The organism is Candidatus Bathyarchaeia archaeon (assembly GCA_041447175.1).
Taxonomy (GTDB): domain Archaea; phylum Thermoproteota; class Bathyarchaeia; order Bathyarchaeales; family Bathycorpusculaceae; genus JADGNF01.
On record CP166960.1, the window covers coordinates 508,304 to 521,557 of the forward strand.

At 48.0% G+C, this 13,254-nt stretch carries 17 protein-coding genes; 13 read left to right on the top strand and 4 right to left on the bottom strand.

From position 1 onward, the window contains the following. Positions 1-261 precede the first annotated feature (261 nt). The 9 genes from ACBZ72_02605 to ACBZ72_02645 all read left to right on the top strand — a co-directional run bounded on the left by ACBZ72_02605 (position 262) and on the right by ACBZ72_02645 (position 7,774). Positions 262-756 carry an NUDIX domain-containing protein gene (locus tag ACBZ72_02605; protein ID XES77780.1) on the top strand — a complete coding sequence of 165 codons (495 nt, stop codon included), beginning with the start codon at positions 262-264 and terminating at the stop codon, positions 754-756. Positions 757-821: 65 nt separating this feature from the next. Beyond that, positions 822-1,283 carry a Tfx family DNA-binding protein gene (locus ACBZ72_02610; GenBank protein XES77781.1) on the top strand — a complete coding sequence of 154 codons (462 nt, stop codon included), beginning with the start codon at positions 822-824 and terminating at the stop codon, positions 1,281-1,283. 183 nt (positions 1,284-1,466) lie between these two features. Beyond that, a complete protein-coding gene (locus ACBZ72_02615) occupies positions 1,467-2,093 on the top strand; it encodes an FmdE family protein (GenBank protein XES77782.1) in 627 nt (208 codons plus the stop codon). Positions 2,094-2,272: 179 nt separating this feature from the next. After that, positions 2,273-3,628 carry an ABC transporter substrate-binding protein gene (locus tag ACBZ72_02620; protein XES77783.1) on the top strand — a complete coding sequence of 452 codons (1,356 nt, stop codon included), beginning with the start codon at positions 2,273-2,275 and terminating at the stop codon, positions 3,626-3,628. A 201-nt stretch (positions 3,629-3,829) separates the two neighbouring features. Continuing rightward, on the top strand, positions 3,830-4,813 hold the full coding sequence (locus ACBZ72_02625; protein XES77784.1) for a FecCD family ABC transporter permease: 984 nt from the start codon (positions 3,830-3,832) through the stop codon (positions 4,811-4,813). Next, on the top strand, positions 4,810-5,592 hold the full coding sequence (locus tag ACBZ72_02630) for an ABC transporter ATP-binding protein (protein XES77785.1): 783 nt from the start codon (positions 4,810-4,812) through the stop codon (positions 5,590-5,592). The genes ACBZ72_02625 and ACBZ72_02630 overlap by 4 nt, the downstream gene beginning before the upstream one ends. Before the next feature lie 17 nt (positions 5,593-5,609). Then, on the top strand, positions 5,610-6,167 hold the full coding sequence (locus ACBZ72_02635; protein ID XES77786.1) for an FmdE family protein: 558 nt from the start codon (positions 5,610-5,612) through the stop codon (positions 6,165-6,167). Between the two features lie 3 nt (positions 6,168-6,170). Continuing rightward, positions 6,171-7,001 (top strand): Rossmann-like domain-containing protein, encoded by an 831-nt coding sequence (locus ACBZ72_02640; protein XES77787.1) that lies wholly within the window; start codon positions 6,171-6,173, stop codon positions 6,999-7,001. Then, positions 6,998-7,774, top strand: a complete 777-nt coding sequence (locus ACBZ72_02645; GenBank protein XES77788.1) for a P-loop NTPase — start codon at positions 6,998-7,000, stop codon at positions 7,772-7,774. The genes ACBZ72_02640 and ACBZ72_02645 overlap by 4 nt, the downstream gene beginning before the upstream one ends. A 110-nt stretch (positions 7,775-7,884) precedes the next feature. Here the strand turns inward: ACBZ72_02645 and ACBZ72_02650 are convergent, their stop codons facing one another. Continuing rightward, positions 7,885-8,829 carry a DUF1385 domain-containing protein gene (locus tag ACBZ72_02650; GenBank protein ID XES77789.1) on the bottom strand — a complete coding sequence of 315 codons (945 nt, stop codon included), beginning with the start codon at positions 8,827-8,829 and terminating at the stop codon, positions 7,885-7,887. A 98-nt stretch (positions 8,830-8,927) separates the two neighbouring features. Then, on the bottom strand, positions 8,928-10,214 hold the full coding sequence (locus tag ACBZ72_02655) for a tRNA (N(6)-L-threonylcarbamoyladenosine(37)-C(2))-methylthiotransferase (GenBank protein XES77790.1): 1,287 nt from the start codon (positions 10,212-10,214) through the stop codon (positions 8,928-8,930). A gap of 206 nt (positions 10,215-10,420) precedes the next feature. Between ACBZ72_02655 and ACBZ72_02660 the strand changes: the two genes are divergently transcribed. The 4 genes from ACBZ72_02660 to ACBZ72_02675 all read left to right on the top strand — a co-directional run bounded on the left by ACBZ72_02660 (position 10,421) and on the right by ACBZ72_02675 (position 12,350). Beyond that, on the top strand, positions 10,421-10,576 hold the full coding sequence (locus tag ACBZ72_02660; protein ID XES77791.1) for a ribbon-helix-helix domain-containing protein: 156 nt from the start codon (positions 10,421-10,423) through the stop codon (positions 10,574-10,576). Then, positions 10,569-10,883, top strand: a complete 315-nt coding sequence (locus tag ACBZ72_02665) for a hypothetical protein (protein ID XES77792.1) — start codon at positions 10,569-10,571, stop codon at positions 10,881-10,883. The genes ACBZ72_02660 and ACBZ72_02665 overlap by 8 nt, the downstream gene beginning before the upstream one ends. Before the next feature lie 31 nt (positions 10,884-10,914). Next, positions 10,915-11,667 carry a DNA alkylation repair protein gene (locus ACBZ72_02670; GenBank protein ID XES77793.1) on the top strand — a complete coding sequence of 251 codons (753 nt, stop codon included), beginning with the start codon at positions 10,915-10,917 and terminating at the stop codon, positions 11,665-11,667. Positions 11,668-11,741: 74 nt separating this feature from the next. Beyond that, positions 11,742-12,350 carry an alpha/beta fold hydrolase gene (locus ACBZ72_02675; protein ID XES77794.1) on the top strand — a complete coding sequence of 203 codons (609 nt, stop codon included), beginning with the start codon at positions 11,742-11,744 and terminating at the stop codon, positions 12,348-12,350. A 10-nt stretch (positions 12,351-12,360) separates the two neighbouring features. Here the strand turns inward: ACBZ72_02675 and ACBZ72_02680 are convergent, their stop codons facing one another. Both ACBZ72_02680 and ACBZ72_02685 read right to left on the bottom strand, forming a co-directional pair. Beyond that, positions 12,361-12,921 (bottom strand): class I SAM-dependent methyltransferase, encoded by a 561-nt coding sequence (locus ACBZ72_02680; protein XES77795.1) that lies wholly within the window; start codon positions 12,919-12,921, stop codon positions 12,361-12,363. A gap of 10 nt (positions 12,922-12,931) precedes the next feature. Further along, positions 12,932-13,234 (bottom strand): muconolactone Delta-isomerase family protein, encoded by a 303-nt coding sequence (locus tag ACBZ72_02685; GenBank protein ID XES77796.1) that lies wholly within the window; start codon positions 13,232-13,234, stop codon positions 12,932-12,934. Between the last annotated feature and the right edge of the window lie 20 nt (positions 13,235-13,254).

The window sequence follows — 13,254 nt, forward strand, 5'->3', positions numbered from 1 at the left end:
CATTCACGGTTGAATTTCGATATAAGAACTGCGGTGAAACTTGGAACTCTCCTTCAAAATTCGGTTATAGTCCGGCGCTGATGACGCTTTGTTATTTGTATTCTTTTTCGATTCTTGCTTTGTTTTCTGCTTTTATTTTTGTGACTGGTTCCAGCGTGTTTTTGTGTTGTTTGTTACGTGGTTTTCTTTTTAGGTTAGCCGTAAACCTTATTTTATCGATATTATCAATCGATAATATCGTGTAGGGGCGTGTTTAGCACAATGAAAAAAGCAGTTAACCGGGTGACACCTACTCATCTGCTGCATTCTGCGGGGCAGTTTAAAGAAATGCAAAAGAAACCCCGCTGGCGGAGGTATCTGCGATTCCGGAAGCGGCGAAGAGGAACCGCTGTAGTTGATACTTCAAAAGGAATACTAGTTGTAAGTGAAGATGGCAAAACATATCATTTGCCCGGCGGCGCTGCAAAAAACGGCGAAAGCCGTAAAGACGCCGCAATAAGAGAGTTAGAGGAGGAAACTGGACTAAAAGCCACGGACTATTCCTACCTTTTTGATTGTGCCAGTCGCATTCATCGTGACATAAACGGCGGCTTCTACCAAGACACTCACAAAGTGTACCTGACCAAAGTTTCTGGTGTTGCCGCGCCTAAAAATGAAATTAAGCATGTTGCTTACACAACTGACTCCAACGTGAACTTGTCTGGGACTACAAAAAAAATAATTGCAAAATACCTCGAGGGAAGGGTTCAAACCTGAATGCTCCAAAAAAATGCGCTTCACCGCAAATCCCGATTAAATGTAATGGCAAAACGGCAGAAAACATGATTGTTACTGTGCAACAGGTAGCTTATGCAATTCCTGAGAAAACGTGTGGAATTCAGATGAGGAGCCGCACCAATTTTACTTTCCGTCAAATGGAGGTTTTACGCTTAAGAAAACGGGGCTTTACGCAGGAGAAGGTGGCTAAGATGCTTGGCACTAGCCGAGAAAACATTAGTATTATTGAACGAAACGCCTACAAAGTTTTCTGGGCTGCACAGGCAACCATTGAAGCCTTCAAGTTGCTTTTTGAAGATGGAGTGTTTGTGGTGCCAAGTAGAACTTCCATCTATGATGTTCCTAGACTTATTTTTCTGCGAGGCGATGCTCTTGGAATTCAAGTGAAGACCGATGAAAATACTATAATAGCTCTGGTTAAGTCAAAGGGGAAGATACGACAATACCGTTTAGTGTCGCCCTTAGCAGTAAGAATAAAGCCAGATGGGCAACTGCTTCTTCAGTAGTTTTGGAAGCGCCAATTGTTGTGTCTGTGGCATTTTGACGCTTAAACCTAAGCTTAAAACGGCATAGAATGTAATCCGATTGGCTTACGAAAACATATAAGCTAAACTCCGATTGAGCAAAACAAACCTGAAGCTTCAGCCTCCTTGGAGCTTCATTAACACCTCTATATACAGGAGAAAAAAATGGTGGAAAACAAAGACGAATTTGAGCGGTTACTTCAAAAAGCAGCTGAGCTTAGAGGGCACCTCTGTGTAGGTTTGCCTTTAGGTTTAAAGATGGCGCAGATGGGGCTCAAACTGCTCAATATGACTGAAGCTGAAAAGAAGGAAAACCTGGTGGTTTTCGTCGAGAACGACAAATGCCCTGCAGACGCAATTCAAATTGCCGCAGGATGTAGTGCAGGTAGCCGCAAACTCAAAATGGTCTATTATGGGAAGTCAGCCGCTACGTTTGTTGATGGCACAACAGGGAAAGGGTATCGGGTTGTGGAGAAAAAAGACCTGATGTCCCGTGCTTTGAGTTTGGCTGTGAAAGATGGCATAGTCCAGGCGGGCGAAAAAGTGGAAGCGTTCTCCAAGCTGGATCGAAAGATAATGATGAATGCTTTCCTGAAGCTGACGCCCGAGGAACTGTTTGACTTTCACGCGGTCAAGGTGACTTGGGATGCCCCGCTTCTTTCTTCACGGCTGGAGCCTCGAAGGTACTGCTCCAAATGCGGCGAAGAAATTATGGGTGGAATGAGCATTGTACAAGGTGACCAAACTGTGTGTAAGGCGTGCTTCAAAGGTGCGTATTACCAAAATATCTAATTTTTTTTAACAATGTTTCTTTTGAACGCTTTGCAAATCGGTTTTAATGTTTAAATCTGAATTTTTATGTTGACCGCCCCAAGTGTTTTAGATTTTTCGTGTGTTTAGCGTAAGCAAATCAGTTTACCAAAGCTTATAGAATATTGTCGGTTGAGTTTTCTTCTTAAGGGGATTATAAAATGAAAAATCAATTCAAAGTAATAGCGGTCGCGATTGTGCTTTTAGTGATTATAGTGGTTGGAGCACTGGTTGTTCCGCCATACCTGCAAAGCAACAGCACTCCATCACCCTCGCCAACAACTACCTCGCCATCTCCCTCTCCAATCACAAGTACATCATCGCCAACACCTGTAACCTCACCAACACCAATAACCACTAATACACCCTCTCCAACACCGACAGCCACAAACTTGCCCTCTCCCACCGCCACAATTTCAGCCTCTCCAACACCGACAGCCACCGCTTCGCCCTCACCGACAGCCACTAGTGCTCCCTCTCCATCTCCAACGGCCACAAACACTCCCACACCAACCCCCACTCCAACGCCAGAGCCAACTACTCGAACAATCATTGATATGTACGGAAGAAACCTGACTGTACCCACAAAAGTTAATCGCGTGTTAGCTACAAGCCCAATTGAAATGGAAATCGTCTATATGCTTGCCCCCGAAAAACTGGTTGGCTTACCCTTTTCTTACAACGGCAACCCGGCTTATGTGTCAGCCGAATACGCTGACATACCCGTGGTGGGCGGCTGGTTTGGGACACAGACGGGGAACATTGAAACGTTTCTAGCGGCAAAGCCCGATGTCCTCTTAGACGGCACAGACAGCAATAACGATTCACTGGCGGAAATGCAGCAAAAGTTCGGCACTGTCCCCGTAGTAGGATGCAGCGCAGGGGACTATCTGACGCAGTATAAACCTGAAATCCTCTTCTTAGGTGACCTTCTCGGTGTACCTGACCAGGCACAAAATTTGGTCGCTTACTACGAGGAAGCAATGAACTACGTAACTTCGAAAGTCTTCAACATCCAATATAGCAATAAGGTAACGGTTTACTATGCGGAGGGCTCAGCTGGACTTAACACGGACCCTGTAGGGTCAATGCACACAATGCTCCTATCTTTCTGCGGCGGCGTAAACGTAGCAAACGTTACTTTGCTTCCTGGATACGGCATGGCATCCACTTCGATGGAGGCAATTTACCAGTGGAACCCCCAGATGATAATCATCGGACGCGGCAGCCAAGCAACACTGTACAATACAATCATAAACAGCACCCTATGGAACCAGCTTGACGCAGTCAAAAATGGCCAAGTAGTCATTCGACCAGATAACCCGTTCTCGTGGTTTGATGGACCACCGGGGCCGGGCCAGATTTTGGGCATGTACTGGATGGTGCATACGCTGTACCCAAGCTTAACCACGGACTTAGACCTCAGTGCAAAAGTAACGGAATTCTATTCGCAGTTCTTCCACTACGATCTAACTGATGCTGAAGTCCAGACGCTACTAAGTGGAGGAAACCTGTAATGCACCCCTTTTTTCCCTCTTTTTCTTCGCTACCCCCGATAGCTCAACACTACAGGCGAGTTGTTGCCTCAGAGTGGTCTGAAATCTGAGCTTAGCAGAAGAGTGAGCGAGATTATTCAAGAAACAGCTGCAAACTCCAAAAAAACCAAAACCCCCCCATCTAGATTTGTCGCTGTTCTCAAAAGAGGACGTGGCGTCTCAGTGGGTGTAGTCCTTCTAGTTCTGCTCATATTCCTCTTTATCTTATCATTCACGTTAGGTAGGTACTACGTTTCCCCATCCGAAGTAATTCATATCCTGTTTTCGCACATCTTCACAAACGTCCCGCCCAGCATTCCTGACTCCGTTGTGATGCAAATTAGGCTACCTCGAATACTGGCAGCCATGCTGGTTGGTGCCACCCTATCCTTAGCAGGCGCCTCTTTTCAAGGGCTTTTCCGCAACCCTCTGGTCTCCCCCGACATTCTGGGTGTCTCCGCAGGCGCAGGTTTTGGAGCAGCTTTGGCAATCCTGTTTTCGGGAAGCCGATTCACCATCCAAATATCCGCTTTTTGTTTTGCACTCTTAGCGGTAACCATTGCTTACGCGGTCAGCCGAGTGGTTAAGGGCCACGACAACCTCAGCCTGATTTTAGCTGGGTTAGCCATTTCCTCTTTGTTTAACGCTTCTTTGTCATTGATGGAGTACGTCGCAAACCCTGTTGACCAGTTGCCCACGATTATCTATTGGTTAATGGGCAGCTTGGCTTCGCTGAGTCTCGAAGACATGTTTATCGCAGCAGTACCCATGGTAATCGGCATCATTATTCTACTGCTCATGCGCTGGCGGTTCAATGTGTTGGCGATGGGCGAAGAAGAAGCGCAGTCTATGGGTGTTAATGTAAGTCAATTCCGCATCATAATAGTGATCTGTTGCACCATGATAAGCGCCGCAGCAGTCTGCATCAGCGGCATCATCGGCTGGGTAGGTTTAGTCATTCCACACATCAGCCGTCTACTGGTGGGACCTGACCATAAACGGCTTTTGCCCGTGTGCCTCTTGCTGGGTGCATTGTATCTGTTGCTTATCGACGACATCGCACGCACCGCTTCCAGTCTGGAAATCCCTCTGGGCATCCTCACGGCGATGATTGGTGCGCCTTTCTTCATTTACATGCTTAGTAGACGGGGGAAGGGTTGGACATGAAACTTCGTGTAACTCAGGCGGAATACCACTATGATTCCCAAAAAACCCACGGTTTTAGAGACATAAACTTCACGTTGGAACACGAAGGCGTCCTAACAATACTGGGGCCAAATGGCTGTGGCAAAACCACCCTCCTAAAATGCATTGACCAACTGATAAAACTGGACCACGGCAGCATTTCGGTAAACGGCAGAAAACTAAGCAGCTTATCCAGAGTGGAAATAGCAAAAGCCATAGGGTATGTACCCCAATTTCATCAGCCAAGTTTCTCTTTTTCTGTTCTGGATGCGGTACTGGTCGGCAGGGCTCCCCACGTTGGACTGCTGCACTCGCCCAAAAAAGAAGACATCCAAATCGCTAAACAAGCGCTGGAAACCATGGACATAGCCAACTTAACCAATACCCCCTACACGCAGATTAGTGGTGGAGAAAAACAGATGGTGCTTTTCGCCAGAATTTTGGCGCAACAACCTTCTCTGCTTTTGCTTGATGAGCCAACTTCTCATTTAGACTTTGGAAATCAACTTCGACTGTTAAAAACAGTGCAGAAACTGGCGGATGGGGGCATGCCAATAATTATGACCTCACATTTTCCTGATCACGCTTTTTTGGTATCTAAAAAAGTGGCTCTGATGAAAAATGGAGAATTGGTCGGTCTTGGAGCGCCTGACGAAGTCGTAACCGAACAGAATCTGGAGGATGTTTACAAAATCAAGGTCAAAGTGATGAACGTAGATGCAGGGGTTAACCGTAAAATCTGCGTTCCTGTTGGCGAATAAATTTTGGAGATATACCTATGAGTGAATTTGAGACGTATGTAAAAAAAGTTGGAGACCACCATGGTCACATATGCTTTGGTATTGCCATGGGAACAAAAATGACTTTAGCCGCAATGAAGCATCTGGAACTGGACCCCCATGTCAAAAACAAGAACCTGATTGTGTATGCCGAAATTGACCGCTGTATGACCGATGCCATACAAGTAATCACAGGCTGCACTCTGGGTCATCGAACACTAAAATATGTTGATTACGGAAAATTCGCTGTCACCTTTGTAAACCTCACAACCGGCAAAGCAGTACGCGCTACAATTCGGGAAAGTTTTGAAATCAAGGGGTCCCCAGAAGAAGTTGTGGACAAAATGGAAAGAACGCCTGAGAGCCAAATTGTTAATATTCAAAAAGTAGAAGTAACTATTCCAGAAACTGATTTGCCGGGGTTCCCCAAGAGACGGGCGAATTGTTCGGTTTGTGGCGAAAGAATAATGGATGGCCGAGAAGTTTACCTTGAGGAACAAGTGCTTTGTCGTGCCTGTGCAAACGGCAAATACTATACTGAATGTAAGAGGGAATAAAATATGGTTGGTCGAATCGTTGAGGAAGCTTTAGAGAAAATAAAACCACTCATACCCGAACTTGACACGATAACTGTTCGGCAGGTTGTTTTAGGCTTGGGGTACACCGCAGTAAGGCTAAGCAGCGGGCACTCCGGTTTATGCTACACTTTCCAAAACGAAATAGCCCACGCAACACGACACTGCCAAGTGTCAGATTTAGCTGGAACCCTGGCGGGCTCATCTGCCATGGAGTTGGCTCAGAAGGCGAAATCGTGGGAAATAAGTGAAAGCGTGGTAGGGTTTGCCGCCCTAAATGCGCTTTCCCAAATCGCCATGGGACGTCAACCTGAAAACTATGAGGTTTTGGATGGTGATGTGTTGGGCTACCTTGGGCTGACCGAAAATGACGTTGCTGCGATGGTCGGCTACATTGGCCCCATGGTTGGGTCCATTCGGGCAAAAGTGAAAAAGCTCTCTATCCTCGAAAGAACGCCTAGCCGACGCGACGAGGGCATTTTGCCCGACACGGCATGCGACCAGATTTTGCCCGCTGCAGATGCAGTGCTGATTACGGGAACGGCGATAGCAAACGGAACAATTGACCATCTGCTGAGCCTCACCACAAACGCAAGAGAGATTGCCATAATCGGTGCGTCGGCGGGTATTTTGCCACAGGTTTTGTTTGATCGTGGCGTAACGGTTGTGGGCAGCGTCAAAGTCACTGATCCTGACAAGATGATGCAGGTTGTGGCGGAAGGCGGCGGAACACCTGCCCTCAAAGCGGCAGTCCAATTCATAAGCATCAAACCCAAATCAAAAACCCAATTACCAAAGGAGGTTGTAAAGCAATGAAAATTTTACTTTGCGGGAAAGGGGGCAGCGGAAAAAGTACCGTTGCTGCTCTTTTGGCAAAGAACTTGCAAGCAGACGGCTACCGTGTCTTAGTTGTGGACGCTGATGAATCAAATTATGGTCTAAGTGCCCAATTGGGTTTACCTGACCCAAAGGAACTTCTGACTCAAATCGGCGGAAAACAGGCTCTGAAGGGCAAACTGGGCGTAGTTCTTCCTAGTGGGGAGAAAGCGCCCGTTTTCTCTGAGTTATGGAGCATCGACGACATACCCAAAGCGTGCGTTTCAAAAAGTGAAGGGTTGTGTCTGTTGCAGATTGGGAAAGTGAAGCATTATGGGGAAGGCTGCGCTTGCCCCATGGGTGTGCTTTCAAAAGATTTTCTTAACCATTTAGTCTTAGGTCCAAAGGACATTGCCCTTATTGACACCGAAGCCGGAGTGGAGCATCTGGGCAGAGGCGTAGTCGGCAGCGTTGACCTAGTCTTCGCCATCCTTGACCCTTCTTACGAGTCCCTTAAGCTTTCTGAAAAAATATCCGCCATGGTAAACGAGGCAGGCAAACCCGTGCACTTCATCCTCAACAAAGTGGACGAGGACTCTGCGGAGAAGATGATGAAAAAGTTGGGCAAGGAGCGAGTTGTCGGGGTTATACCCTTCAGCAGACCTGTGCAAGAAAAAGGGTTGACTGGAGAGCCTCTTGACCTGAGGTTGCCCAGCATGGCTGGTGTCACCAGTTTTGTGCTTCGTGCTTTACAAAGAACACCAAGCACATAACACCACGTCCTTAATTTAAAAAGGACAATTAACTGTTCAATCGCTTTTCATTTTTTTTCGCTCTTTCAGTTGCAAATGAATGACTGTGCCACATTTTTTCTGTCGTGTTTTCAAGTTCTCTTTGAGGCGCTTATTGTATCTGGTCCCTCTGGAGCTGTGATTTCGGTTACTTTTTTCACTGCCGCAATTGAAACTTCCAACATGTCGTCGCTGGGCTCCTTGGTTGTCAACAGTTGAAATGCCATTCCTGGCGCCGTGAGCACTCTGGAAACTGGGTTGTTGCGATGTTTGCCGCTAAGCCGTAGAAGCTCGTAGCTTATGCCTGCGATGACGGGGATGAGCAGGATGCGGTAGGCAATTCTCCACCCGTACCCGTAGTCAGGCATCAACGTGAACAGCACAATGCTTATGATGAGCACGATGAAGAGGAAGCTGGTTCCGCATCGGGGGTGCAGCCTGCTGTACTTGCGGACATGCTCTACCTCCAGTGGAACACCTGCCTCGTAAGCGTTAATCGCCTTATGCTCCGCCCCATGGTAACGGAGTACCCGTTTGAATTCGCCCCACTGGGCAATCGCCGCCAGGTACGTCACAAACATGCCCAGCCGTATCAATGCCTCGGCGATGGTGAAGGCGATGCCTTCAAGGTGAAGCCACGTTGCCAAAAAGAACGGCAGCAAGAAAAACACCGCCATAATCCCCACTACTCCTACGCCAATTATCGCCAGCATTCCCCATCCGAAGGTTACGCTTTCGCCTTTGTCTTCGCCTTCTCCTTGGGTTTCTTCTTCCAAAGCGGTGTTGGCAGAAAACATGAGGCTTTTCATGCCCAGATAAAACGATTCAAACAGCGTGACTATGCCACGCAGAAACGGCAAACTCAAAACCTTATACTTTTCCCCTAAGGGGTTGAGTTGCTCCACGGCGGTTACAATTTCCTTTTTGGGGTTACGCACACACATAACCATGCTGTTTTTGTCGCGCATCATAACCCCTTCAATGAGGGCTTGTCCGCCGACTGCCAGTGACTGCTCTTTGCTTTTTTGAGTAGCCAATTTTTTCATCCGCCTGAAGCTTAGAATACATACTATACTGCGCTGGATGTTAAATGCCTACCGTTTTCAAAAGAAAAACCAGTTGACTCGAAGTTTTCTTACTGTATTGAAGCCGTTAAATGAGTGGAGAACGCTTTCTCAACCTGAACCAACACTACTTTACCCAATAACTCGGCGTTGCTTTTTATGGTCACGGGTTTGTAGGCAAAGTTGCGCCCAATCCATGACCCCTCTACCTTGCCCCGCTCGTCAACCAGGATTTTGCCGCGCCAACCAACCCATCGCTGATTTCGCTCCAACGAGGCCTGCTTGGCAACCTTGGCTGCTTCTGTGCTTCGGCGTTTGATTTCGCTTTTCTCCACCGCCTCTGCTTGCATGTTCCACGCTGCAGTGTTGGGTCGGGCAAAAAACTTGGAAACATTTGTCACATCCGGCTGCACTTCCCGCAGAAGCATCAGCGTATTTTCGAATGCTGCTTGGGTTTCGCTTGGGAACCCACAAATCACGTCGGTGCTGACCGTGATTTCAGGAAATGCCTCTCGGAAAGCCTGCACGGTTTGCTTGAACTCTGCTGCAGTGTGGAATCGTCGCATGCGCCGCAGAACCTGGTCGTCGCCGCTCTGCACGGGCAAATGTACAAACTTGAAAACCTTCGGGTCCGCATACACCTCAAGGAGTTGGCTTAGAAACGGAGTGACCAAGTTAGGCGTCATCATGCCCACACGCACCCGAAAATCCCCCTTAACCGCGGTGACTGCCTTGAGCAGGGCGGCAAGGTTGGTGCCTCCTTCTCTGCCGTAGCATGCCGTGTCTTGCGAGGTTATCCAGAACTCTTTGGCTCCGGCGGCAAGGTCTGTTTTGACACGCTGGACAATTTCGGGGATGGGATAGCTTCGGAGGTGTCCGCGGGCGTGCACGACACAGCAGAACGCGCAGGAACCCAAGCACCCATAGTTCACGGGTACAATGCTTACGACTGGGTTTACCGGTGCTCGGGGAAGGTTTAACCGTGGCATGGCTGCCAAGGCGTCTTTGAGTTGAATTACTGTTTCTCCGCTTAGAACGCGCCTAACAACTTCCACAATGGTCTCGCCTGCTGCTGGGCCAACTACTCCATCAAAGCGGACTTCCCGAGATAGGCGTTCAAAGCTTACCAGCGGTAGGCAGCCTGCAACTATGACTTTTTTGTTTGTTGGGATGCGTTTAAGGGCGTCAATGATGCGGTTTTCGGTGGGGCCTTTTACGGCGCAGGTGTTGTAGATGATTAGGTCAGCGTTTGTTTCTGAGTCTGTTAGGGTGTATCCTGCGGTGGTTAGGCATCCGGTTAGGGTTTCGGTGTCGGCGGTGTTTGCGCTGCATCCGAAGCTTCGTAGGTGGATTTTCATGTTTTTCCTCTGCTGGTGGTTTTTAGAAATGTGGGTATTGGATAAAAACGTGCAGGTTGGGGTTGTGTTGTTTATACATGAAGCTGCAACAATACTTCATGTTGCTTTATAAGCACTGTAACGAACATGTTATGTACATATATGTAACATGACATATACGAGTATAGGCGAGAAAAGGCAGTGAGTAATCATCGAGGGAAATTCGTATGAAACTAATCACCCTATATCTTCCTGAAACGTACATAAAAGCTTTGGACCAGTTGGTGGACGAATGCTTCTACCCCAATCGCGCCGAAGCTATCCGCGTAGCCATCCGAGACTTAATCAGCACTGAAGTTTGGAGGCGAAAAGGAGTTGACTAAGCACCTGCACGAAGAAGTCACCTCCAAACTCCACCTTCAACTAGAGGACGCTGACAAACTCCTCACCGAAGATGTGGATTTTTTGGACAGTGAAACGTTAAGCATCTGCCGCGTAAAACCCGCGCATGTCCACGCCAAACCCTCCGCGGTGGCAATTAAATCGCGCAAATCTCCCAAAACCTGCATACCCAAAATCAAGATGGAAAAAACCATGACCAAACTCTACAACCTAGAAAACGAAGAGACCCCCGAGAAAACCCTTAACCTGCAATTAGATGTTGACCTCTACCAGATGGAAGACTACTAACCCCCTTTCATAGTCTCGACTAATTTTGGCTTTGGAAAAAGCTAAAACCTACCCGCAGCAACTTCTAACCATGAGCACCTTTGTACTTGGAAGCATCCGCCAAGACCTCCAAGCCAGCGCCGACCCGAAAACCAATGCATCTTTGCAGCGGTTCTTCAAAGAAACTGTACTTAGCTACGGCGTCAAAACCGCAACTGTAAAGCAAATTGCCAAGAAATACTGGCGTGAAATCAAAAACCTAAGCAAACCCGAAATTTTCTCGTTAGCTGAGGAGCTTTTTCGTTCAGGATACACTGAGGAAGCGGCTGTAGCTTGCGTTTGGCTGCCTAACCTTGTCTCGCAGTTTGAAGCCGATGATTTGGCGACATTTAGGTGCTGGATTGAGCAGTACGTCGATAACTGGGCCAAATGCGACACCTTCTGCAACCACACAGTCGGGGAATACCTTGAAAAATTTCCCCAGCAAGTTGGGGAACTGAAAAACTGGGCGAAATCTTCCAATCGTTGGTTGAAACGTGCCTCTGCGGTTTCGCTGATTGTTCCCGCCAAGCAGGGCAAGTTTTTGCAGCAGGCATTTGAGATAAGTGACTTGTTGCTGGCAGATGGAGATGATTTGGTGCAGAAGGGCTACGGCTGGCTGCTTAAGGAGGAAAGCCGCAAACACCCACAAGAGGTTTTCGACTATGTGGTACGCAACCGTGCTGTTATGCCCAGAACGGCTTTACGGTACGCCATTGAACTTATGCCCAAAGACCGTAAGGCCCAAGCTATGATGAAAAGCTGACGCATCGAGTTCTGTTTGAGGCTTAATTAACGTTATAAGGTGGTCTGGGTGCTTATAGCTACTGAGGTAGCCGTTTGAACGAAAAAACCCTAAAAGCCGCAGGTTACCACTGCCGCGCCTTCATCAGTCACGCCGCGGGGGTTCCCGTTGTTTTTCTGCATGGCTTCTCCTACACCAGCGAAGTTTGGCAACGAATAACCGTAACTGACTTGCTATCTGAAAAAAAGGTGCCCTTTCTGGCTTTAGACATGCCATACGGGCAAAAAAGCGAATGCCACCCCAAAACCCATGACCCTGAAGCAAATGTTGCCCTAGCTAAAGCAGCAATCGAAGAAACCTTCGGCTCCCAAGTGCCCATTTTGGTGGGGGCAAGTTTGGGCGGCGGAATTGCTTTGGAGTATGCAGCGCGGTTTCCCGTAAAGGGGCTGCTTTTGGTGGCTCCAGCGCGGGCTTCAGAGGCAACGCTTTTGCAGTCGTATGAGCAATGGCAGTTTCCGGTGCGAATAATTTGGGGCTCTGAAGACCACATCATATCTGGCGAAGGAATGCGTAACCTAGCCCAAAGGTTGCCTAACGCGAAACTCGTAACTTACCTTGGTGCTGGGCACTCCGCTTACCTTGCTGAGCCTGAAAAGTTCAAGCGTGATCTGCTGGAGCTTTACGCGGCTGCCGAACTAACCTAAACGGGCAGCGTTAAGGCTTGCCCACTACCAGATAGTGATGTTTTCCCACATCTCTAACGCTTTGAACCGAAAAACCCGCTTTCTCCATCAGGTCTGAAGCTTTTTCTTCACTGAAACGGATGCAGTCAGGTGGACCAAACTTCATTGGTGTTTTTTTCCAGTCCACATTGGCAAGGATGCCTGTGGGTTTGACCATTTTTCGGGCGTTCTCCAAAACCTTCAATGGGTCATGGAAGTCGTGGAGCGCCATGCTGTAGAAGACAATGTCGGCGCAGGCAGTGCAGAAAACTGTTTCTTCTGCTGGAGCTGCTTTGGCTCGGATATTGGTTAAGCCTTTTTCTTGGGATTGGGCTTTGAGTTTCTCAATTGCTTTAGCGTCGGCGTCAACCGCGTAGACTACCCCTTTTTCTCCTACCGTCTGGGCTGCCAAAAGCGTGAAAAACCCTGGACCACAGCCTATGTCCATAAAAACCATGTTTTCTTTTAACCCTATGTCTCTTAGGATTTGTTCAGGGTTGTACCATTCGCGCCTTGTTTTTTCGTCCAGAGCAAAGCCACCGTGACAAGCCATACCTTTTCACCTACTGCTGCTGTTGGAGAAGATTGCGGATTCTTTGTTCGTGGTTTTCGCGGGTAGTCAACGGGTACACTTCGCGGTTCATGTAAAAGAACATGGGGTCTTCGCCCACGATTCGCGAGAGAGCCTCGTCAGATTCAGCATTCACGGTTAGCATGCTGCCCTGTTGCCCGATAAGATGATACACCACTTCCAGAGCCCCATGTTTTTTAAGTTCATCAAAATACTTGAACTGCAACGGAAGCAGCTTAGCCCATTTCTCTACTGGAACTTCGCGGTTAATTTTCTGAATTATTAAAAACTTCATGCCAATCCCTAATAGGAAAC

Coding starts and splice junctions, on each gene's coding strand:
- ACBZ72_02605 (XES77780.1), top strand. CDS start 262: ATGAAAAAAGCAGTTAACCGGGTGACACCTACTCATCTGCTGCATTCT.
- ACBZ72_02610 (XES77781.1), top strand. CDS start 822: ATGATTGTTACTGTGCAACAGGTAGCTTATGCAATTCCTGAGAAAACG.
- ACBZ72_02615 (XES77782.1), top strand. CDS start 1,467: ATGGTGGAAAACAAAGACGAATTTGAGCGGTTACTTCAAAAAGCAGCT.
- ACBZ72_02620 (XES77783.1), top strand. CDS start 2,273: ATGAAAAATCAATTCAAAGTAATAGCGGTCGCGATTGTGCTTTTAGTG.
- ACBZ72_02630 (XES77785.1), top strand. CDS start 4,810: ATGAAACTTCGTGTAACTCAGGCGGAATACCACTATGATTCCCAAAAA.
- ACBZ72_02635 (XES77786.1), top strand. CDS start 5,610: ATGAGTGAATTTGAGACGTATGTAAAAAAAGTTGGAGACCACCATGGT.
- ACBZ72_02640 (XES77787.1), top strand. CDS start 6,171: ATGGTTGGTCGAATCGTTGAGGAAGCTTTAGAGAAAATAAAACCACTC.
- ACBZ72_02645 (XES77788.1), top strand. CDS start 6,998: ATGAAAATTTTACTTTGCGGGAAAGGGGGCAGCGGAAAAAGTACCGTT.
- ACBZ72_02655 (XES77790.1), bottom strand. CDS start 10,214: ATGAAAATCCACCTACGAAGCTTCGGATGCAGCGCAAACACCGCCGAC.
- ACBZ72_02660 (XES77791.1), top strand. CDS start 10,421: ATGAAACTAATCACCCTATATCTTCCTGAAACGTACATAAAAGCTTTG.
- ACBZ72_02680 (XES77795.1), bottom strand. CDS start 12,921: ATGGCTTGTCACGGTGGCTTTGCTCTGGACGAAAAAACAAGGCGCGAA.
- ACBZ72_02685 (XES77796.1), bottom strand. CDS start 13,234: ATGAAGTTTTTAATAATTCAGAAAATTAACCGCGAAGTTCCAGTAGAG.